General features: G+C 63.5%; 21 protein-coding genes, 1 tRNA gene and 2 pseudogenes. 20 read left to right on the top strand and 4 right to left on the bottom strand.

Going from position 1 to position 21,101, the window contains the following annotated elements:
- From JQC81_RS28335 to JQC81_RS28320, 4 genes and pseudogenes are all read left to right on the top strand, one after another.
- A pseudogene (locus tag JQC81_RS28335) lies at positions 1 to 195 on the top strand (single-stranded DNA-binding protein); the annotation flags it as partial.
- Positions 196 to 396: 201 nt separating this feature from the next.
- Positions 397 to 975, top strand: coding sequence for a hypothetical protein (locus JQC81_RS28330; RefSeq protein WP_203275132.1), 579 nt, complete (start codon positions 397 to 399; stop codon positions 973 to 975).
- On the top strand, positions 875 to 2,389 hold the full coding sequence (locus tag JQC81_RS28325; protein ID WP_203275131.1) for a hypothetical protein: 1,515 nt from the start codon (positions 875 to 877) through the stop codon (positions 2,387 to 2,389). The genes JQC81_RS28330 and JQC81_RS28325 overlap by 101 nt, the downstream gene beginning before the upstream one ends.
- A 219-nt stretch (positions 2,390 to 2,608) precedes the next feature.
- Positions 2,609 to 2,836, top strand: a complete 228-nt coding sequence (locus JQC81_RS28320; protein WP_203275130.1) for a DUF6894 family protein — start codon at positions 2,609 to 2,611, stop codon at positions 2,834 to 2,836.
- Between the two features lie 81 nt (positions 2,837 to 2,917).
- Here the strand turns inward: JQC81_RS28320 and JQC81_RS28315 are convergent, their stop codons facing one another.
- Entirely contained in the window at positions 2,918 to 4,327 is a 1,410-nt protein-coding gene (locus JQC81_RS28315) for a calcium-binding protein (protein ID WP_203275129.1), read from the bottom strand.
- A gap of 216 nt (positions 4,328 to 4,543) precedes the next feature.
- Between JQC81_RS28315 and JQC81_RS28310 the strand changes: the two genes are divergently transcribed.
- From JQC81_RS28310 to JQC81_RS28300, 3 genes are all read left to right on the top strand, one after another.
- Entirely contained in the window at positions 4,544 to 5,662 is a 1,119-nt protein-coding gene (locus tag JQC81_RS28310; RefSeq protein WP_203275128.1) for a M20 family metallopeptidase, read from the top strand.
- A gap of 98 nt (positions 5,663 to 5,760) precedes the next feature.
- Positions 5,761 to 6,132: a GNAT family N-acetyltransferase gene (locus JQC81_RS28305; protein WP_376772471.1), complete on the top strand. Its 372-nt coding sequence runs from the start codon at positions 5,761 to 5,763 to the stop codon at positions 6,130 to 6,132.
- A complete protein-coding gene (locus JQC81_RS28300) occupies positions 6,129 to 6,638 on the top strand; it encodes an RNA pyrophosphohydrolase (protein WP_203275127.1) in 510 nt (169 codons plus the stop codon). The genes JQC81_RS28305 and JQC81_RS28300 overlap by 4 nt, the downstream gene beginning before the upstream one ends.
- An 11-nt stretch (positions 6,639 to 6,649) precedes the next feature.
- Here JQC81_RS28300 and JQC81_RS28295 read toward each other — a convergent pair whose 3' ends face one another.
- Positions 6,650 to 7,288 carry a MarC family protein gene (locus JQC81_RS28295; RefSeq protein ID WP_203275126.1) on the bottom strand — a complete coding sequence of 213 codons (639 nt, stop codon included), beginning with the start codon at positions 7,286 to 7,288 and terminating at the stop codon, positions 6,650 to 6,652.
- 70 nt (positions 7,289 to 7,358) lie between these two features.
- Between JQC81_RS28295 and JQC81_RS28290 the strand changes: the two genes are divergently transcribed.
- Both JQC81_RS28290 and gyrA read left to right on the top strand, forming a co-directional pair.
- Entirely contained in the window at positions 7,359 to 8,213 is an 855-nt protein-coding gene (locus JQC81_RS28290) for a PP2C family serine/threonine-protein phosphatase (RefSeq protein WP_203275125.1), read from the top strand.
- A gap of 1,430 nt (positions 8,214 to 9,643) precedes the next feature.
- Entirely contained in the window at positions 9,644 to 12,325 is a 2,682-nt protein-coding gene (gene gyrA, locus JQC81_RS28285; RefSeq protein WP_246520721.1) for a DNA gyrase subunit A, read from the top strand.
- 52 nt (positions 12,326 to 12,377) lie between these two features.
- Here the strand turns inward: gyrA and JQC81_RS28280 are convergent, their stop codons facing one another.
- The gene (locus tag JQC81_RS28280; protein WP_203275123.1) at positions 12,378 to 12,968 is read right to left on the bottom strand and encodes a hypothetical protein; all 591 of its coding nucleotides are present in this window, start codon (positions 12,966 to 12,968) and stop codon (positions 12,378 to 12,380) included.
- A 277-nt stretch (positions 12,969 to 13,245) separates the two neighbouring features.
- Here JQC81_RS28280 and coaD point away from each other — a divergent pair, with 277 nt between their 5' ends.
- The 7 genes from coaD (at position 13,246) to JQC81_RS28245 (ending at position 18,102) form a co-directional block, all read left to right on the top strand.
- Positions 13,246 to 13,746 carry a pantetheine-phosphate adenylyltransferase gene (gene coaD, locus JQC81_RS28275; protein ID WP_203275122.1) on the top strand — a complete coding sequence of 167 codons (501 nt, stop codon included), beginning with the start codon at positions 13,246 to 13,248 and terminating at the stop codon, positions 13,744 to 13,746.
- Between the two features lie 31 nt (positions 13,747 to 13,777).
- Positions 13,778 to 14,326, top strand: coding sequence for a peptidylprolyl isomerase (locus tag JQC81_RS28270; RefSeq protein ID WP_203275121.1), 549 nt, complete (start codon positions 13,778 to 13,780; stop codon positions 14,324 to 14,326).
- An 8-nt stretch (positions 14,327 to 14,334) separates the two neighbouring features.
- On the top strand, positions 14,335 to 14,832 hold the full coding sequence (locus JQC81_RS28265; RefSeq protein WP_203275120.1) for a UCP034077 family protein: 498 nt from the start codon (positions 14,335 to 14,337) through the stop codon (positions 14,830 to 14,832).
- A 117-nt stretch (positions 14,833 to 14,949) separates the two neighbouring features.
- Positions 14,950 to 15,417: a peptidylprolyl isomerase gene (locus tag JQC81_RS28260; RefSeq protein WP_203275119.1), complete on the top strand. Its 468-nt coding sequence runs from the start codon at positions 14,950 to 14,952 to the stop codon at positions 15,415 to 15,417.
- Positions 15,418 to 15,532: 115 nt separating this feature from the next.
- A complete protein-coding gene (queA, locus tag JQC81_RS28255; RefSeq protein ID WP_203275118.1) occupies positions 15,533 to 16,609 on the top strand; it encodes a tRNA preQ1(34) S-adenosylmethionine ribosyltransferase-isomerase QueA in 1,077 nt (358 codons plus the stop codon).
- Between the two features lie 118 nt (positions 16,610 to 16,727).
- Entirely contained in the window at positions 16,728 to 17,909 is a 1,182-nt protein-coding gene (tgt, locus tag JQC81_RS28250) for a tRNA guanosine(34) transglycosylase Tgt (protein ID WP_203275117.1), read from the top strand.
- A gap of 117 nt (positions 17,910 to 18,026) precedes the next feature.
- Positions 18,027 to 18,102 (top strand) — tRNA-Lys (locus tag JQC81_RS28245).
- Between the two features lie 319 nt (positions 18,103 to 18,421).
- On the opposite strand, the gene JQC81_RS28240 is transcribed toward JQC81_RS28245, so the two are convergent.
- Entirely contained in the window at positions 18,422 to 19,081 is a 660-nt protein-coding gene (locus JQC81_RS28240; protein WP_203275116.1) for a TetR/AcrR family transcriptional regulator, read from the bottom strand.
- A gap of 148 nt (positions 19,082 to 19,229) precedes the next feature.
- Between JQC81_RS28240 and JQC81_RS28235 the strand changes: the two genes are divergently transcribed.
- From JQC81_RS28235 to JQC81_RS28225, 4 genes and pseudogenes are all read left to right on the top strand, one after another.
- Positions 19,230 to 19,706, top strand: coding sequence for an HlyD family secretion protein (locus JQC81_RS28235; protein WP_203275115.1), 477 nt, complete (start codon positions 19,230 to 19,232; stop codon positions 19,704 to 19,706).
- A gap of 12 nt (positions 19,707 to 19,718) precedes the next feature.
- Positions 19,719 to 19,865, top strand: a pseudogene (locus tag JQC81_RS34705) (efflux transporter periplasmic adaptor subunit); the annotation flags it as partial.
- 174 nt (positions 19,866 to 20,039) lie between these two features.
- Positions 20,040 to 20,438, top strand: a complete 399-nt coding sequence (locus JQC81_RS34700; RefSeq protein ID WP_465263077.1) for an HlyD family secretion protein — start codon at positions 20,040 to 20,042, stop codon at positions 20,436 to 20,438.
- A 9-nt stretch (positions 20,439 to 20,447) separates the two neighbouring features.
- The gene (locus JQC81_RS28225) at positions 20,448 to 21,035 is read left to right on the top strand and encodes a hypothetical protein (protein ID WP_203275113.1); all 588 of its coding nucleotides are present in this window, start codon (positions 20,448 to 20,450) and stop codon (positions 21,033 to 21,035) included.
- The last annotated feature ends 66 nt before the right edge of the window (positions 21,036 to 21,101 follow it).

Here is a 21,101-nt window from a genome sequence, read left to right as displayed (position 1 = left end):
ACGATCCTGGACAGCCGCGGCGGCGGCGGGTCCGAGTACGGCGACGAGGAACCCGGCCAGATCTCCCGCGGCGGCGATTTCGGAGGCCGCTCGTCCTCGCAGGAGCGGCGCCCGGCGCCCTCCCTGGGTGGGGGCAGCAGCGGTGGAGGCGGGGGCTCCCGCTACAACGACCTGGACGACGATATCCCCTTCTAGTCCGGCACATTCCGGGTTCTTGTCGAAAGGCCGTCCAATGTGGCGGCCTTTCTGCTGTTCAGCCGACGCTTGATCGTTCTGCGCCCGCGATCCGAGACCACCCTGCGTCTCCCGCTGCTCTATGACACAGTATAATGTTTTATAAAGCCATATGTGTATGAATTATAGCGAAGCATTCGATTCTAGCGTCAGGGGCACCACATGAGCATCGTCAGGGCACGGGGCGAGACCCAGATCACAGCGTCCGGAGATTACAAGCAACTTTCCTCCTCCTCGGCTGCGGTTCTGCCGGGCGGGGGGTGGATCGTGACCTGGGTAGACACGACCGTGGGGGGCGATCACCAAGTCTTCCAGCAGCGCTTCGATGCCGCGGGGCAGGCAGTCACGCCTGATCCGATCCAAGTCAGCACATCCGGAAACTTTTCTCGATCAACGCCGAAGGTCGCGGCTCTCTCGGATGGCGGGTGGCTCGTCACGTGGACGTCGGACCTTGACCCGGATGTGGGTGGAGCGGTCGTTTATCAGCAGCGTTACGATCGGCACGGGAACGCTCAGTTCACCAAAGATGGGAGCGCTCAAGAGCGCCTTGTGAGCGCTGCTGACGGCCAGAACGACAATGCGTCTGTGTCAGCGCTGCCGGATGGCGGCTGGATCGTGACGTGGCAGGCCGATACCTTTGATGGCAATGGGGCCGATATTTATCTGCAGCGCTATGACAGCAGTGGAAGTCCGCAGTTCCAAAGAGAAGGGGGAGCCGCCCGGCATGCAGGTAAACCCTGAAGGAACAACCGGCGAATCTCCCGCGGTCACAACGCTGTCGAACGGCGGATGGGTCGTCACCTGGAGGTCATACGACTCAGAGACCGATCACAAAATCTTTCAACGGCATTTTGACAAGGATGGGAAGGCCAGCTCGAGCATTAACACGGAAGTCAATGCTTCGCGCGAAGGAGGTCAGAGCGTCCCCAAGGTGGTTTCCCTGTCCGGAGGAGGCTGGCTCGTTACCTGGCAAGCACAGGATCTTGAGAACTCAGACATCAGGTATCTGTACCAGCAGGCCTACGACGCCAAGGGCCAGCCTCTCTTCAAGAGTGGCGGCAATCCTGTCGATGCCAAGGTCGACGCTCCTTTCATCTCGATGAATGGCTACTACTCCGTTGCTGCATTGAATGACGGTGGCTGGATCTTCACCTGGGGAGCCGATGTCTCCGGCGCATTCGAGATCTACCAGCAGCGCTACAGCGCCAGCGGCGCTGTTGTGGGTTCTGCGACGCTTGTCAACACGACGACCCTGGGTGATCAGGGGGAGCCTTCCGTGACGGCGCTGCCGGATGGGGGCTGGCTGGTGACGTGGACATCCTTCAACCGGGAGCGCAGCGAGGCCGAGATTTATCAGCAGCGGTTTACGGCGGCTGGGGAGAAGATCGGTCCGACGACACCTACGGGGCTCTTATTCTCGGCGCAACAGGTCGAAGAGGGAGCCTCCAGCGCGGCCCCTGCCGGAACGCTGAACGCAAGCGCTTTGGTAGCGAGCCACAACTTCACCTATACGCTCCTGGATGATGCAGGCGGTCGCTTCTTCATCGATGGCAATCAGATCAAGGTAAAGGATGGCATCAGGCTCGATTACAAGCAGGCCGTGTCGCATCAGGTGACGGTTCAGGTGAGGGATTCAGCCGGAGAGATCTTCACCACCTCTGTTACCATTGCCGTCAGCGATGTCGCGTCCGAGAAACTCACCGGAAGCGCGGGGGCGGATGTGCTCAAGGGCGGCACGGGGAAGGACACGTTCAGCGGCGGGGCAGGCAACGGCACGGTTTGGGGCGGAGCGGGCAACGACGCGCTCAAGGGCGATGGCGGACGGGATGTGTTCGTGTTTGCCACCAAAGCGAATGCCAAGACAAACAAGGACAAGATCCTCGATTTCAAGGTCAAGGACGACAGCTTCTGGCTCGACAATGCGGTGTTCACCAAGCTCGGGAAAAAGGGCACGGAGGCCACGCCCGCTCAGTTGAAGAAGGACTTCTTCACCGTCGGCTCCAAGGCGAAGGACAAGAACGACTACATCGTCTATGACAAGGCTAAGGGTGTGCTCTTTTACGACGCCGATGGCTCGGGTAAGGGCAAGCAGGTAGAGATTGCGACGCTCTCGAAGAAGCTTGCTATGACCCACAAGGATTTCTTCGTCATCTAATGATGGCTGCAGCGTGCTCCCGAAGCATAGCTGCCTTATCTTTAACTGAAATAGTATATCCCTGTCTTTTCCGGCGGGGATATATGATTGGAATGATGCTAAACTGTCCGCAAAACGGAAAACTTACCTTGCGTCCCTGCATGGAAACTGCTCATCTAAGCAGGTGCCCCGGAGGTCTTAGAAAGCCGGTGGCTGTGAGATTTTCAAGGCTACTTTTGCGTGCATTGCTATTTTCATCTTGTCCATACGCACGAACGGATCCTGGACGAGACGGGCATTGAAGTCTCGGATCTGGAAGCAGCGCATTATCAGGCCATCAAGGCGATTCAGGAATTGCGCGTTGAAGGCGAAGCCGACGAGGTGGACTGGCGCGGATGGCATTTGGAAGTCACAGACGCGTCGGGCAAAGTTCTGCTGTCGATCCCCCTGGATATGTCGCAGCATTGAGATCGCTCTGGTCTTTCGGAAAAGGCCCGGTGTCTACCGGGCCTTTTGATGTCGAGCATGTCCCGTCAAGCGGGAACACCCCTAGAGAATGAAGTCGGCAGCTGAGAGCTGCGCTTTCATGACTTTCTCGAGCTTGATGTAGTGGCCCGTCCCGGACAGGAAGACGACGGAATAGCCCGTTCTGTCGGCGATATTCAAAGCCTCGAAGGAACTGAACCGGTAGGCTCTGAGATCGATCTGATCCTCGCCCGGCTGAAAGTACTGGATCGTGTCACGCCCCGACGAGAGGTCGAAGGCGAAGAGATCGCGGCCTCCGCCGCCATCCAGGGTGTCGTTCCCGCTGCCGCCGTTCAGGTAATCCGCGCCGGTCCCGCCATAGGAGGAATCGCCGATCAGGCGGTCATTGCCGGAGCCGCCGTAGAGCGTGTCGTTGCCATAGGCGGCACTGGCACTCGTGACCTGAGCGTCTCCGTAGAGGATGTCGTTGCCCGAGCTGCCGTTCAGATAATCGTGCCCCCCGCGGCTCTGGTCGTTCAGGGACACGGCATCGCCATAGAGCGTGTCCTTGCCCGTGCTGCCGTAAAGCGAGTCGTTGCCGCCAACTGACCCGCCGAACATGCTGAAGGCATCGCCATAAAGGAGGTTGTTGCCGCTCTCACCCGATAGGTAGTCGGCGCCGCCGACCGCAGAGTCGGACATGGTATGGGCATCGCCGTAGAGGTGATCGCTGCCGGAGCCTCCATAGAGCTTGTCGGCGCCGCCGACGGCGAACTCGCGCATGGAGTAGCCATCGCCATAGAGCGCGTCCTCCGAACTGCCGCCCTTGAGGATGTCGGCCCCACCTGCCGCAGAGTTGATGAGCGAGCGTGCGTCACCGTAGAGAGTGTCCTCTCCGCTGTCGCCGCTCAGCGTATCCGCCCCGCCGACCGCACGGGCAGCCAGGCTGTAGGAATCGCCGTAGAGCCTGTCCTCGTGGTTTCCGCCGGAGAGATGATCCGCACCGCCCCTGGCTGAACCGGTCAGCTTGTGCGCATCGCCATAGAGCGAGTCGCTGTCGCCTTCCCCATAGAGGCTGTCGGAGCCTCCGAGTGCGTTGGAGGACATCGTATAGGCATCGCCGAAAAGCATGTCGTTGTCGTAGCCGCCGTACAGCTTGTCCGCGCCGCCCCTTGCCGAACCCGACATGGTGCGGGCATCGCCATAGAGCTTGTCGTAGCCGTACTCGCCCCAGATCCGGTCCGCACCGCCCCTAGCCGAGTAGCTCATGGAATAGGCGTCGCCATAAACCGTATCGCCATCGGCCCCGGCCCAAAGCGTATCGGCGCCTCCACGGGCGGTCAGCCTCAGTGTTCTTGCATCGCCATAGAGGTAATCGGCTCCGCTATAGCCGTGGATCGTGTCGCCGCCCGTCGTGGCTGACGTGCGGGTGCCGCTGCTGTCGCCGTAAATGGTGTCTGAAGTGCTGCTGCCTTCGAGGAAGTTTCTGCCCAATGTACCGATCTTGCGAGCCGTTATTATTGTACCTGATTCATACCGTCGAGCTGGGGCCATACACTACCGTATCGTTACACGGTATCCATACCATCCAGCTGCTTCACATGGACATACGTTCCCAAAGCTGTCGCGGGCACGGCTGCACATGTAGGCTTGATGTTTCCGGGCAGGGATGCTTAGCCAGCAGATACGTTCCCCCGCACGAGAAGCATCATGAGCCGCTCCTCCCCATATCTCGACACGCTCTTCACCTGGATCCGCACCGAGAGCCCGACCTCCGACCGGGCCGGCGTCAACCTGATGATGGATCTCGTGGTCGCGCAGATGCAGGACGCGCTGGTGGCGGTCGAACGCATGGCGGGCACGGATGGCCTGGGCGACGTGCTGGTGCTGCGGGCCGGACCTCAGACCGGGGAGCCCGGCATCCTGGTGATGTCGCACCTCGACACCGTCCATCCGGTCGGCACCATCGAGCGCGACCTGCCCATGCGGGTTGAGGGCGACCGGCTCTACGGGCCTGGCATCTACGACATGAAGGGCGGAGCCTGGTTCTGCCTCGAGGCCTTCAAGGACGTGGCGCGCCGGGGCACGGCGGCGCGGCCCATCACCTTCCTGGTAACGCCCGATGAGGAGATCGGCTCGCCGATCACCCGGCCCATGATCGAGGCTCTCGGCCGCCGCTCGGCCTATGCCCTGGTGACCGAGCCCGCCCGCGACGGCGGCCAGATCGTCACCGCCCGCAAGGGGGTGGGGCGCTTCGACGTGCATGTGGAAGGCCGGCCCGCCCACGCGGGCTCGCGCCACAAGGACGGCCGCAACGCCATCTACGAGGCCGCCCGCCAGATCCTCGCCATCGAGGCCATGACCGATTACTCGCGCGGCATCACCACCACGGTGGGCATGGTGTCCGGCGGCACGGCCATGAACACCATCCCGCAGCATTGCCGCTTCCCGGTGGACCTGCGGGTCGAGACCGTGGCCGACGGAGAGGCCGTGACGGCGGCGATCCTCGGTCTGAAGCCCGCCGATCCGGACTTCAGGGTTTCCGTGACCGGCGGCATGAACCGGCCGCCCTATGAACGCAACGAGGCGACCTCGAAACTCTTCGACCACGCCAAGTCGCTTGCGGCCGAGATCGGCTTCGATCTCGTCTCCGCGCCCCGCGTCGGCGGCGGCTCGGACGGCAACTTCACGGCGGCCCTTGGCATCCCGACCCTCGACGGCCTCGGCATCGACGGCGACGGGGCGCATACGCTCCAGGAGTACGGCCTGATCTCTTCCATTGCGCCGCGCCAGAAGCTCATGACGCGCCTGCTGGAGACCCTGCGCTGAGCGGTTTCACGATCGGCGACCTGCGCGACCGGCCGGACTTTGCCGGGACAGTCGCGGATCGCGTCTGGCGCGCCTTCTGGAAGGACAAGGGGCATCCGTTGAGCCTGCTCACGGGCCTCGTGCAGGAAAACCTTGGGCCTGGGCCGGTCCCCAGCTGTTTCGTCGCCCATCGCGGCGACATCTTTCTCGGCACGGCGTCCCTGATCGCCTGCGATGAGGAGACGAGGCCGCAATACACGCCCTGGATTGCGGCCGTGTGGGTGGAGCCGGAGCATGGAGGGCGAGGGATCGGCGCGGCCCTGATCGACAAGGCTGCGGAATTCGCCTTCGGGGCCGGGGCAGGGCGAGTCTTCCTTCTGGCCGGCCCGCACCGGCGCTCATTCTATGAAGGCTTGGGCTGGTCGGTGCTGGAGACGCTCGCGGACGGGGTGTTCGTTCTGACCCGAGATGCGGAAGGCGGCTCGACATGACTCCCGAGACCGTGGCTCATTACCGCCCCAATGTGGGAATTGCGCTCTTCAACCGGGACGGTCTGGTTCTGATGGCTCGGCGCCTGGGGGACGATGGTCCCGAAATCGTCCTGCCCGGACATGAATGGCAGATGCCGCAGGGCGGGATTGACGGCGAGGAAGACCTGCTGACCACGGCCCGGCGCGAGCTATGGGAGGAGACGAACGTCACGAGCGCCGTTCCGCTCGGGGCGACCTCCGACTGGGTGAGCTATGATTTCCCGCCCTATGCCGGGCCGGCGCACCGGCTGTCCCCCTTTCGCGGCCAGAGCCAGCGCTGGGTAGCCTTCCGCTTCACCGGCGAGGAGAGCGAGATCGAGGTTGCGGGCGTTCGGGGCGGCATGGTGCCGGAATTCAGCGCATGGCGCTGGGAAAGCCTCGCGCGGGCACCGGAACTGGTGGTGCCGTTCAAGCGCGCCGTCTACGAGCACGTCGCGCGCGAATTCCGGGCTTTTGCGGACGTGTAAAGCGCAGGCGCTTACAGCGCCGCCGGCTGCAGCAGCGCCAGCACGCCGTTGATGATGAACTGCACGGCCAACCCGGCGAGGATCACGCCCAGCAGACGGCTCAGCACGATGTTGCCGGTCACGCCGAGCCAGCGCGAGACGCGATCGGCCGCCATGAACACGGCAAAGCAGCTCGCGACGCCGAGAGCGATGAGCGCAATCAGGAATCCGAGATAGACCGGGTCGCTGTCGGCCCGGCCCGCGAGCAGGATCGTCGCGGTGATCGCCCCGGGCCCTGCCATGAGCGGAATGGCGAGGGGAAACGCCGCGACGTTGCGAATGTGGTCCTCGGTGATGGCGATGTCGGCAGTGTGCTGCTTGCGCTCGTTGCGGCGCTCGAACACCATCTCGAAAGCGATCCAGAACAGCAGCAGGCCGCCCGAGATGCGGAAGGCCGGGATGCCGACGCCAAGAAGGCGAAGCAGCACCTCGCCGCCGAGACCGAAGAAGGCCAGGATGCCGAAGGCGATCAGACTCGCCCTGAGCGCCACCCGGCGCCGTTCCGACGCGTTCATGCCCCGGGTCAGCGACACGAAGATCGGGGCAAGCGCCGGCGGGTCCAGCGTCACGAGCAGGGTCACGAGGGCGGCGGAGATGTAGTCGAGGAGCATCGGCTGGACCTTAGCTTGGGCTTTGCGTTATGGCCTTGCCGGCCGGATTTGGCGAGGGGGCAGGGCAACGATGTTCACGATTTTGGATCGGATCAGCTGGCCGGGGCACCCCGACAAGCCCAACGAGGACATCTGCGGCGTCTCGGGCGACTGGGCCTGGGTGATCGACACCTCGATCTTCCCTGGCACCGCGCCGGTCATGCCCGGCAAAAGCGATGCTGCCTGGTTGGCGAAGTTCACGGATGAGCGGCTCTCGAACCTCGCGCCTCATGCGCAGGACGGCGCCACCCTCTTGCGTCACGTCATGGAGGAGGCCCGTACCGCCTACAGGGCCGTTGCGCCTGTGGAACGGCATGAGGATTTCGTCACCTGGCCGCTCGGCGCCATGACCCTGGTGCGCCGCAGGGGCCATGTGCTCGATGCCTGGACCTTCGGCGACACCACGGCCTATCTCCGTCAGCCCGACGGGGCGGTGCAGGTCCTGGGCGATGCGCCCGGCCTGCGGGACTTCGAATCCGCCAAGGCGGCCGAGCTGATGCGGCAGGCAGGCTCCCGGCCCACGGCCATCCTCGACGAGCCAGTATTCCTGGCTTGGCTCGGGGAGCGCCGCGAGCGCCAGCGCAAAAGCGGCATCCCGGCCGCCCTCCTGAGCTTCAACCCGGACGCCGCCGACCGGCTCCGGCACGAGTCGGTGCCTTGCGAGGACGGCACGGTGATCCTCCTAGCGTCCGACGGTTTCTCGGCCCTGGTCGACCTCTACCGGGTGGTGGATGCTGCCGGGCTCATGGAGGCGGCGCTCACGTCCGGCCTCGAGCCCTTGGCGGGGCTGGCGCGGGAGATCGAGACTGAGCGCGACCCGGATGGCAGGCTCCATCCACGATTCAAGGTTAGCGACGACACGACGGCGATTCTGTTGAGGGCGTAGCTCGATCACATTCGTGGATGGTCGGCCACGACGTGGTTGTCATCCCCGGCGGCCGTGAGGCTGGGAAGGGGATCCACAGCGTTGCGGTTGATCGTGGATTCCCTTCCCCTCCGCTTTCGCGTCCTTCCGGGAATGACACCCTCACAGTCTTGATGCTCCTCCAGTCCTGACACCCTCCGCGTCATCCCCGGACTTGGTCTGGGGATCCACGTCTTCCTGGGTTCCGTTTCAAAGCCCTCATCCTGAGGAGGATTGCGGGAGCAATCCGTCTCGAAGGAGCCTCCAGAGAGCACTGGATCCTCCTTCGAGACGCAGCCTCACGGCTGCTCCTCAGGATGAGGGCAGAGGAAGACGAAAGGGTGCAAAGACGTGGATGGCCGCAACAAGTGCGGCCATGACGCAGGAGCGGGATGACGGGGAGAGGCCAGCAGGTGAGAGCATGTTCTCACTTTGTTCTTGATTTCTGCTGCAAGCTCAGCTATAACATCACCCATCCTCGCCCGCCGAGGGGCGCGCTCGCGAGGCGTCGCAGATGCGGGGCAAGGAGCGGTCCCGCCGCAGGCTTCGCACCCCTGTGATCGCGGGTGGCCGATCCTGGCTTGTTCCAGGTCCGCTGAAACAAACCGCGCGTGACGAGCAGCTTGGCTCTCACCTTCCACACCACACATCGAGCCGGGCTGCCCTAAACGCCTCCCTCGATTGACCTGACGGCTTGAGGCCTCCCAGCCTCAGGCCTGAAGGCGCTGGCTCTTTGACACGCCAACCAACAGCGTCATCCCGGACGAAGCGCATCGCCGATCCGGGATCGCAAGACGAGTAAAGCGCCGTCATTCCGGGGCGGCTTCAGCCGAGCTCGGGATCCATCACCGCCGACGATGCACGACGATGATCGCCTTCCTCAATACGTTATGTTTATGGATCCCCGCCTGCGCGGGGATGACAGTGGTGGGGATCAAGGCCCCCGTTCTGCCCGAGATCCCGGATCTTCGCTCACGCTCCGTCCGGGATGACCGCAGATCAGGCGCCAGAAGTCAATGAGAACAGCAGCTTATGAGAAACCTCTAAGGCCGTTTCTCGGCCTGTTCGCAGACCTGCCAAACTGCCACAGCCGCGCACCGGCCTTTCACCACGCTCAACCTGACAATAAGTTGCTGAATCGTAAATGGATTTCGCCTCTACGCTTCCCTCTGGAAAACCCGTCAAAAAGCTTGAAAAAGGCGGCGTTCTCCCCCATGTAAGAGCCTGATTTCAATTGGATTCGCGGGCCTGCCGGACGGCTTGACGAAGCGGCATCGATAAGCCGCCTCTCGCGAAAGGGCAGACCGTTTTAAGAAAGACCAACCTTGACCGATCCGAACGATATCCGCTCCGGCGGCCCCGGCGGGGACCAGCCGGCGAGCGACATCAAGCTCATTTCCATCGTCGACGAGATGAAGCGCTCCTATCTCGATTACGCCATGAGCGTGATCGTGAGCCGCGCTCTGCCCGACGCGCGCGACGGCCTCAAGCCCGTGCACCGGCGCATCCTCTACTCGATGCACGAGAACGGCTACACGCCCGACAAGAAGTACGTGAAGTCCGCCCGCATCGTCGGTGACGTGATGGGTCAGTACCACCCGCATGGCGACAGCGCGATCTATGACGCCTTGGTGCGCATGGCGCAGGACTTCTCGCTGCGCCTCATGCTGGTGGACGGGCAGGGCAACTTCGGCTCCGTGGACGGCGATCCGCCGGCGGCCATGCGCTACACCGAGTCGCGGCTTGCCAAGGCGGCGATGCCGCTTCTCGACGACATCGACAAGGACACGGTCGATTTCACCCCCAACTATGACGAGTCCAAGGACGAGCCGTCGGTGCTGCCGGCGCGCTTCCCGAACCTGCTCGTCAACGGCGCCGGCGGCATCGCGGTCGGCATGGCCACCAACATGCCTCCCCACAATCTGGGCGAGGTCATCGACGGCTGCCTGGCGCTCATCGACAATCCCGGCATCTCCGCCGAGGAGCTGATCGAGATCATTCCCGGTCCGGACTTCCCGACCGGCGCTCTGATCCTCGGCCGCGCCGGCGCTCGCTCGGCCTACACCACGGGCCGCGGCTCCATCATCATGCGGGCGAAGTCCGAGATCGAGGAGGTCCGCAAGGACCGCGAAGCGATCATCTTCACCGAGATCCCGTATCAGGTGAACAAGGCCTCGCTGATCGAGAAGATCGCCGAACTGGTGCGCGAGAAGAAGATCGAGGGCATCGCGGACCTCCGCGACGAGTCCGACCGCGACGGCATGCGCATCGTGGTCGAGATCAAGCGCGACGCCATGGCCGACGTGGTGCTCAACCAGCTCTATCGCTACACCCCGCTGCAGACGAGCTTCGGCGCCAACATGGTGGCGCTCAACGGCGGCCGCCCCGAGCTGATGACGCTCAAGGACCTGATCCAGGCTTTCGTCGACTTCCGCGAGGAGGTCGTGTCCCGCCGGACCAAGTTCCTGCTCAACAAGGCCCGCGAGCGCGCCCACGTGCTGTGCGGCTTGGCCATCGCGGTGGCCAATATCGACGAGGTCATTCGCCTCATCCGCACGGCGCCGGATCCGAACGCCGCGCGCGAGTCCCTGATGGGCCGCGACTGGCCGGCGCACGACATTGCGCCGCTCATCGCCCTCGTGGACGACCCGCGCCACAAGATTAACGAGGACGGCACCTATCGTCTCTCGGAGACGCAGGCCCGCGCCATCCTCGACCTGCGCCTGCAGCGCCTCACGGCTCTCGGCCGGGACGAGATCGGCGACGAGTTGTCGAAGCTTGCGGCCGAAATCTCCGATTACCTTGAGATCCTGCGCTCGCGCGAGCGCATCATGGGCATCATCAAGGGCGAACTCACGGAGGTGCGCAACACCTTCGCGACGCCGCGCAAGACGCAGATCGTCGATTGGGATTCGGACCTCGACGACGAGGACCTGATCGCCCGCGAGGACATGGTCGTCACCGTGTCCCATGCCGGCTACATCAAGCGCGTGCCGCTCTCGACCTACCGGGCGCAGCGCCGCGGCGGTAAGGGCCGTTCCGCCATGACGACGCGCGACGAGGATTTCGTCACCCGCCTGTTCGTGGCCAACACCCACACGCCGGTGATCTTCTTCTCGTCCGAGGGACAGGCCTACAAGGAGAAGGTGTGGCGCCTGCCGCTGGCGGCGCCGAACGCCAAGGGCAAGGCCCTGGTGAACATGCTGCCCATCAAGCAGGGCGAGCGCATCACCACCATCATGCCGCTGCCCGAGGAAGAAGCGTCCTGGGACAAGCTGGACGTGATGTTCGCCACCTCCCGCGGCACGGTTCGCCGCAACAAGCTGTCGGACTTCGTGCAGGTCAATCGCGGCGGCAAGATCGCCATGAAGCTGGATGAGGGCGAGCACATCGTCGACGTGCAGATCTGCTCGGAGAACGACGACGTGCTGCTCACCACGGCCAAGGGCCAGTGCATCCGCTTCCCCGTGACGGATGTGCGCGTCTTCAAGGGCCGCGATTCCATGGGTGTGCGCGGCATCAACCTTGCCGAGGGCGACGACATCATCTCCATGGCGATATTGCGCCATGTGGAAGCGACCGGCGAGGAGCGTGCGGCCTATCTCAAGATGCGCCGCGCGGTCACAGGCGAGCAGATGGGCTCGGATGCCGATGCTTCGGACGAGGCGGAGGAGGCTTCGGCCGAGAACGTCTCGCTCTCGCAGGAGCGCTACGCCGAGATGAGCGCGCAGGAGCAGTGCATCCTGACCCTGTCCGAGAAGGGCTACGGCAAGCGCACGCTGTCTTACGAGTACCGTATCACCGGACGCGGCGGCAAAGGCATCACGGCCATGGCGGTGAACAGCCGCAACGGCAAGCTCGTCGCCTCGTTCCCGGTGGAGAGCTCCGACCAGATCATGCTCGTCACCGACGGCGGCCAGCTGATCCGCGTGCCGGTGGACGGCATCCGCGTCGTCGGCCGCAACTCCCAGGGCGTTACCGTCTTCTCCACCCGCGACAAGGAAAAGGTGGTCTCGGTGGAGCACATCGAGGGTGAGGATGCCGAGGAGGTCGAAGGCGTCGACAATGCCGCGACCGAGGGCGGCGAGGAATAAGTAGTTTACCCAAGGTATTAATCGGAAAGGGCGCTTCCAGCGCCCTTTCTTTTTATCGCTTGTCGAGAATGCGTCGATAGTCCGCCACTAAGTCCTGTGCCATCCGGCGCGCACCTGCGCCGGAGTCTGCCGTCACCCGGATTTTCACAAACATGCCATCGTGGAGGGTGACAAAGATGTAGGAGTCACGCTCCGTCCCGCGTTGCGTAATTTTCATGTGAGCCATGGCGAAGGAACCTGATGCGGAACTGTCGAGAAGCTTGGCATCCTGGTAGGCGCCGCTTTTCAAGGCGCTGCCGACATCGCTGATAGCGAAGTCCAATTCCCGCTTAGCCTGTGGCAGCGCGGGTCCGGTCGGTAGCTTGAGCTGCTTGTCGTAAACGTAGATATCGGCCCAGGCACCACTGGGGGCAAGATAGGTTACACTGAAGCCCAATCCCGGCGTCTTGTAGTCCACCTTCGACTGACGAGTGAAATTGCCAAGAGTCTTTGGAAAAGGGAAGCCTTCGATCTCCGCCACTGAGATGGCAGGGGAGATTGCGCTGCGGACGGGCTGTGCCTGGGCCGGAAGAACTGATGCCGTGATCAGTGCGGCGAGAATGCATCCGCCAAGGACGACGGATATACGCAGAAACTTCAGCATCGCAGCTCCCCTGTTTGTAACTAAGTTATAGGGAATCGCGTGCGCTGGCGAGTCTCGCCGATGCCGTCCTTAAAAGCTTTAGACGGGCAAGCTCGCCAACGCGGCCGGACTCAGCACGGCAATAGCGGTGACAAAGACGATACAGAGGCGGAAGATCACGGTGCTCTCCTGAAACCTTGACTTTAGGTTAGGTGGGTTATCCCACGCTCCGGCCCTGCCCGCCGTGTGCCAACGCACGGCTTGCCGATCAGCCCCAATCCGGCTACGCCTTGGCCTCATGACACGCACCGCCCTCTATACCGGCAGCTTCGATCCCGTCACCAACGGTCACCTGGACGTTCTGCGCCAGGCCTGCTCCGTGGCGGACAGGATCGTCATCGCCATCGGGATCCATTCCTCGAAGGCGCCGGTCTTCCCGGCTGAGGAGCGGGCCAAGATGCTGCGCGCCGTCTGCGGGCCGATTCTGGAGGCGAGGGGCGTCGCGCTGGACGTGGTCACGTTTAACGACCTGGCGGTTGATGCTGCCCGCCGGCACGGGGCCACGCTCATCGTGCGCGGCCTGCGCGACGGCACGGATTTCGACTACGAGATCCAGATGGCCTCCATGAACGCCACCATGGCGCCGGAGGTTCAGACCCTCTTCTTCCCGGCTTCGCCCGCTGTGCGCCCCATCACTGCCACGCTTGTGCGGCAAATCGCCGGGATGGGCGGCGATGTCTCGGCGTTCGTGCCGGGGCTTGTCGCCGAGCGTCTGAAGGCCAAATTCAGGCGGCCATAAAGTTTCGTCACTCACAGGGAGACATCCACCCATGAAGCGTTTGCTCGCAGCCGGAGCGCTCGTGCTCGCCAGCCTCGTACCAGTTGCCGCCCAGCAGGCAGCAGACCCGCAGAACACGGTGTTCCTCGACACCAAGGACGGCCGCGTCACCATCCGCCTGCGTCCCGACCTCGCTCCCAAGCACGTGGAGCAGATCAAGGCCCTGACGAAGCGCGGCTTCTACGATGGCGTGGTCTTCCACCGGGTCATCGACGGCTTCATGGCCCAGACGGGCGACCCGACCGGCACCGGCACCGGCAAGTCCGATCTGCCCAACATTCCGGCCGAGTTTACCCAGACCCAGTACAAGCGCGGCTCCGTCGGCATGGCCCGGTCCCAGAGCCCGAACTCAGCCAACAGCCAGTTCTTCATCTGCTATGACGGCTGCGGCCCGCTTACCGGCCAGTATACCCTGTTCGGCGAGGTCGTGTCCGGCATGGACGTGGTCGACAAGATCAAGAAGGGCAATCAGGCCGCCAACGGCATGGTGTCGAACCCGGACAAGATCGTGAAGATGCAGCTGGCTGCCGACGCGAAGTGATGCACGCCTTGCGACCATACGGAGTCGGAGTCGCCGCGCTTCTCCTGAGCCTCACCCCGGCGCTGCCGGCGCTGGCCCAGGGGCTGTTCGGCGACCCTGACGAGCGGCGCGAGCCGCCTCCGTCCCTGCCGCAGAGCTTCAACGGCATCATCCGACCACCAAGCGGCGAGGAGATCCCGAAGCGGGTCGACACCCTCAACGACATCGTGCGCGCCATGCAGGCCTGCTGGCGGCCAACGGATGTGCGCTATTCCGGCCAGTCGGTGACGATCCGCATCAGCTTCAAGCGGAACGGCGAGGTGCTCGGCAGGCCCATGATCACCCATTATCGGGAAGGCGAGCCGGACAAAGCGAACCGGGAGGCCTTCACGCAGGCCGTGCGGGAGGCCCTGGTACGTTGCTCGCCCATGCCGTTCACGGACAAGCTTGGTGCGGCGGTGGCCGGCCGCCCGTTCACGTTCCGCTTCGTCGACTCCCCGGCTACGGAAACGTCACAACCCCTTTGACGCTATGTGCGGAACCGAAGGCTCGCGTCAGCGGAAGGCGAGTCCTACTTTCGCGCCCGACGCTCTAGTGACCAGCGGCCGCATCCCCTAAATACAAGCCATACCAAGGAGATTCTCATGGCAGACCCCCAAAACACCCTCATCATGGAGACCACCAAAGGCCGCGTGGTCATCGAGCTGCGCCCCGATCTTGCCCCAGGGCACGTGGAGCGCATCAAGACGCTCTCCCGCCAGGGCTTCTATGACAACGTGCCGTTCCATCGCGTCATCGAAGGCTTCATGGCCCAGACCGGCGATCCGACCGGCACCGGCACCGGCGGCTCCGATCTGCCGGACCTGAAGGCCGAGTTCAACGCCGAGCCGCATGTGCGCGGCACCTGCTCCATGGCCCGCACGAACGCGCCGCATTCCGCGAACTCGCAGTTCTTCATCTGCTTCGACGACGCCCGCTTCCTCGACAAGCAGTACACCGTCTGGGGCAAGGTGACCGAGGGCATGGAGAACGTGGACAAGATCAAGCGCGGCGAGCCCGTGCGCGATCCCGACCGCATCGTCTCCATGAAGGTCGCGGCGGACGCGGCTTAAAGGTCCACAACCTTTTACCGTCATGCCCGGGCTCGTCCCGGGCATCCACGTTTTTGCCGCTGTAAGACGTGGATGGCCGCAACGAGTGCGGCCATGACGATGAGGATGAATCTACATGCGCGTCGACCTCTTCGATTTCGATCTGCCTGAGACCAGCATTGCGCTCCGCCCGGTGGAGCCGCGGGATGGCGCGCGCATGCTCGTGGTCCGGCCAGAGGAAGGTCTCGAAGACTGCATCGTCCGCGACTTGCCGGATCTGCTTCAGCCGGGCGACGTGCTTGTGCTCAACGATACCAAGGTCATCCCATCCCGACTCTACGGCCTGCGGGTACGTGACGAGACAGCGGCCCGCGTCGAGATCATGCTTCACAAGCGCGAGGGCGCCGACCGCTGGCGTGCCTTCGCGCGGCCGGCCAAGAAGCTCAATGTGGGCGACCGCATCCGTTTCGGCGAAGCCTCCGAGAGCACCGCCTGCGAGCTCGTGCGACTCGATGCGGAAGTGGAGGAGAAAGGCAAGGGGGGCGATGTGGGCTTACGCTTCTCCTTTGCCGGAGCATTCCTTGACGAGGCGATTGCCCGTCTCGGGGAATTGCCCCTGCCGCCCTACATTGCGGGAAAGCGCCCAACTGACGACAAAGACCTCAATGATTATCAGACCGTCTATGCCAGGGACGAGGGTGCCGTCGCGGCGCCTACGGCTGGCCTTCATTTCACCGACGATCTCTTCCATCGCCTCGATGAGCGCGGCATAGCCCGCCACTTCGTCACGCTTCATGTGGGTGCTGGCACCTTCCTGCCGGTCAAGGCGGATGACACCGCCGGGCACCGAATGCATGCGGAATGGGGCTCAGTGTCGGAGGAGACCGCGCAGGCGCTCAACGAGGCGCGAGCCCGGGGGGCGAGGATCGTGGCGGTGGGCACCACGTCCCTGCGTCTGTTGGAAAGCGCCGCCCGCGAGGACGGGACCATTGCGCCGTTCTCGGGCGATACATCGATCTTCATCACCCCCGGCTACCGCTTCAGGGCAGTCGATGTGCTGATGACAAACTTTCACCTCCCGCGCTCGACTCTTTTCATGCTGGTTTCGGCCTTCGCCGGGCTGGATTGCATGAAGGAGGCCTATGCCCATGCGATCGAGACAGGCTATCGCTTCTACTCCTATGGCGATGCGAGTTTGCTGTTCCGGCGCTGACGCGCCGTGTCATCCCCGGCGCGCGGAACGCGCGGGAAGGGGATCCATTGACTTGTGCTGCGGATCCATGGATCCCCTTCCCCTGCGCTTCGGCCGGGGATGACAAGACGAGGTTTGAATGACCACCGAGACCTTCACCTTCACCGTCAACAAGACCGACGGGACGGCACGCACCGGAGAGATCCGGATGCCCCGCGGCGTCATCCGCACGCCTGCCTTCATGCCGGTCGGCACGGCCGCGACGGTGAAGGCCATGTATCCCGACCAGGTGAAGGCGCTCGGCGCCGACGTGGTGCTCGGCAACACATATCACCTCATGCTCCGCCCCGGCGCGGAGCGGGTGGCGCGGCTGGGCGGGCTGCATCACTTCATGAACTGGCCCTATCCGATCCTCACCGATTCCGGCGGCTTCCAGGTCATGTCCTTGTCGGCCCTGCGCAAGATCGATGAAACGGGCGTGACGTTCCAGTCGCACATCGACGGCTCCACCCATGTGCTGACGCCCGAGCGCTCCATCGAGATCCAGGGCCTGCTCGGCTCCGACATCCAGATGCAGCTCGACGAATGCGTGAAGCTGCCCTGTTCCGACGAAGTAGCCGAGAAAGCCATGCGCCTTTCCTTACGCTGGGCGGAGCGCTGCCGGGTGGCCTTCGGCGAGCAGCCGGGCAAGGCGATGTTCGGCATCGTTCAGGGCGGGGCGGTGGAGCGGCTGCGCATCGAGAGCGCCAGGGAGCTCGCAGGCCTCGACCTCAAGGGCTATGCCATCGGCGGCCTCGCTGTGGGTGAGCCGCAGGAGGTGATGCTGCGCATGATCGAGACGGTCGAGCCGCATATGCCGAAGGAGAAGCCGCGCTATCTCATGGGCGTGGGAACGCCGGACGACATCGTCGAGGCGGTGCGCCGGGGCGTCGACATGTTCGACTGCGTCATGCCCACCCGCGCCGGCCGCCATGGCCAGGTCTTCACCCGCCATGGCCGCATGAACCTGCGCAATGCCCGCTTCGCCGAGGATACGAGCCCGCTCGATCCGGAATCGAAATGCACCGCTTCCAACACCTATTCCCGGGCCTATCTCCACCATCTGGTTCGCTCCAACGAGATCTTAGGCATGATGCTGCTGACCTGGAACAACCTGGCCTATTACCAGGAACTGATGGCCGGCCTGCGCAAGGCCATCGGCGAGGGTCGCCTCGAAAGCTATATCGGCGAGGTCAAGGAAGGCTGGGCCAGGGGCGAGCGGGACAGCAAGGCGGAAGTGGGCCAGCACGCCAACAACATGGCCATGGCGTCGGAGGGCTAGCTCCGGCTGCCGCGTCGCCTCTCGGGGAATTGTTCGGCCAGCCTCGGAATGAGGCTCAAGGCGGGGCTTTTCGATTGACCTGAGGCCCGAGACCCCCTATCTCGGGCTCACCTCTGGGAGCGCGTAGCTCAGCCGGTAGAGCATCTGACTTTTAATCAGAGGGTCCTGGGTTCGAGTCCCAGCGCGCTCACCACCTTAAACCCTTTTACCGGCAAGGGTTTTATCGATTTCTCGCGTGTGCAGCCCTGCACTATTTTTCCCCCGGGTAACACCACGGGTAACGGCAGACAAAACTCGCGCAATCCGCGCGAACACCGAGTCAGTTTGCGCTGGTAGCCAAAGGTCCGCAATTTCGCGATGAGCGGACCTTTATTCATCCACGCTGAAAGGCGGTTCCTGACCCAGTGCGGACCATTCCGGCATTCGGTAGCAAAGACCACCAACCAGCAGGTAAGTGCCCAGACGAAGGGGATATTTCCCGACTTTCGGAATGTGAAAATTTTGGGATTGGTTCAGGTGTACCCGGCTCCCGCCAAGAAGATGTCCATGCTTCGCTGCCGTAGGGCCGCCCCTTCCGTGCCTGTCCCAACTCCTTCCGTTCCGAGCACGGCCCCTCTCAAGGAGGGCAGGATCATGAGGCCAAGAAAGATTTTGGCATCCCTGTGAACCTGCTCGCGGGCTATGCCCTTTCCGGACCCGCTCCTGAGGACGTTCGCAACCAATCCCACCGTCCGATCCGCGGCATAGTTCTGAATGAGCTGTGCAAGCTTTGGAAAGCGCTGAGCCTCGGCCGTCACAACCCTCTCAAGAGCGACCATGTCGGGATCAAGGCTGGAGGCGAGCAGGCGATCCGCAATTTCCCACAACTGCTCCCGAAGGGACCTTCCAGTCAGATCGGCTTCCTCAAGCGCGGAGAGATGGCGCTCCAGCACATTCGCAACCATGGCCTCGAAGAGGTCCGCCTTACCAGCAAAGCGGGCGTAAAGCGTGCGTTTCGACATCCCGAGTTCGGCTGAGATCGCATCCATGCTGGTCTTCTCGTAGCCGTCCCTCAGGAACAGGAGTCTGGCGGCCTCGAGGATGCGCCCCCTGATCTGAGCCGCCGCTTCCCGGGACGGACGTCCGCCCGAGTGCTCACGCTGAAGCGACTCGGATGTCGTCGGGTTGTACATCGATTTAACCTCGCAAGGGAAGCAGAGGAGCAAGCGATGAGAAAAGTCATTGACCCTTCCAGCTTGATCGCCTCAAATCAATACGGTACAGGATAGTACCGTTTTGGTGGACGCGATGCAATTCCATTCTCGCGGAAGGAAAACACTGATGACGACCGACACGGGATCCCCCGTCCTCACTGCTCACCGCCGCGACCCACGACCAGACAGCGAGCAGGCGTCCTCCGGCATGGACCAATCGCAACCGAAAGCACCGAACCCCGAGGCTGAGGAGAGGCCACCTGCGAAGCCGCGCAACCCCGCTGGGAAGATCGCCCTGCTCGTGGTGCCTCTGTTTGCAGGCCTGACCGTTTGGTACGCCGTCACCGACCTCCTTGCGCCGTATTCCGCTCGCGGAAGTGTCTCGGCCTACATCGCACAGATCGCGCCACAGGTATCCGGTCAGGTGACGGAGGTGTTCGTTCAGGACAATGCCTTGGTTGACCAGGGAGCGCCGCTGTTCGCGCTTGACAGGCGCCCCTTCGAGATTGCCGTTCGGCTGGCGGAGGCGGGCTTGGCGCAAGCGACGCAAGCCATCAATGCCTCTTCGGCGTCCTTGGCCTCCTCGCAGGCGAAGGTCGCCTAGGCACAGGCCAACCTCCAGAATGTCCGGGCAGCGGCGAACCGCACCATGACCCTTGCTGAGAGGGGCATCTCGTCCAAGGCTCAGGCCGATGAAGCCAGAGCCAACCTGCGGTCCGCGGAAGCGCAGCTTGCGGCAGCCGAGGCAGAACTGAGAAGCGCCGAAGCACAGCTCGGCGACGAGGGAGCCAACAACCCCCAGATCCAGGCGGCACAGGCACAGTTGGAGCAGGCTCAGCTCAATCTGCTCTTCACCACCGTGTCCGCTCCCCGTCGCGGCGTGGTCACCAATCTCCAACTCACCGTCGGGCAGTACGTCGGCACCGGGTCTCCTGCGATGACTTTCATTGACGCCGTCGGGGGCTGGATCACCGCCGATTTCCGGGAGAACCAGTTGGTCGATGTGAAACCCGGAGACCCCGTCAGTATCCACTTCGATGCCGTGCCCGGCATGGTGTACACGGGGCGTGTCGACAGCATTGCCTGGGGCATCGATCCCGGCCGGATCTCAGCCCGCGGATTGCCGCAGAACCAGCCGGAGACCCGGTGGTTTGAGCCAGCTCGTCGCATCCCGGTCCGGATCGAGCTTGATGGCGGCACGGCGAACTGGCCGCACAACGTACGCGCCGGGTCGAAAGCAAGTGCCGTCATCTATGCAGGCGGAACGGACGGTCCGATCCCGGGGATTGCACGCGCCCTGCACCGTGTGCAGGCCTTCCTGTCCTATCTCTACTGAGGCGTCGGCATGTACGTGGCCCCGCGCCCGGAAGTGGAGGACGACCCACTCTACGCCGTCAGGCTGGCTGCGGCGGGGGCCATCAGCTTTGCCCTGATCCCGCTCCTCCAACCTGCCCTTCCGCCCTTGCTGGCTGCCGTCCCGGTTGGGCTGATGGCCGGGATGAGGAAGGCTTTCGACCCAAAGAAGGCCTTCGGCGCACCCATAGCCTTCATGGTTATGGTGTGGCTGATCTCGATGCTTGTGTCGCTGACCCGGCCGATGCCGCTGGTGCTCGTCAGCGTCATGGGACTGCTCTACTTCGTGGGCTTCTATGCCATTCAGCGCACGGGCAATCCCATGGGCATGCTGGTGCTGGCGGTATCCGTGCTCCTGTCCGTCATGGGCATGGGGTCGCCCGTGGCCTTCGAGGCGATGCGGGACGGCTTCTACGAGGCATGCATCGTGGCGTTGTTCATGATTCCGATCCTCTATGCTGTGTTCCCATCCCGGGCACGGGTCCATCTCCTTGAGGGCTATACTCCTGCGCCCGGTCCCCACGTCTTGGGGGCGGCGATCCGGGCGGGGGTGTCAATCGGCTCCCAATTTTGGCTCTGACGCAGTTTTGGTGCAATTGAGGACTGAACTGAGGCTGTCTTCCGGAAGGAGGCAGCATCATGCACC

This window comes from Microvirga arabica (assembly GCF_016811235.1).
Lineage (GTDB): Bacteria > Pseudomonadota > Alphaproteobacteria > Rhizobiales > Beijerinckiaceae > Microvirga > Microvirga arabica.
The sequence above is the reverse complement of the archived record's forward strand: the minus strand, read 5'-3'. Positions and strand labels throughout refer to the sequence as shown.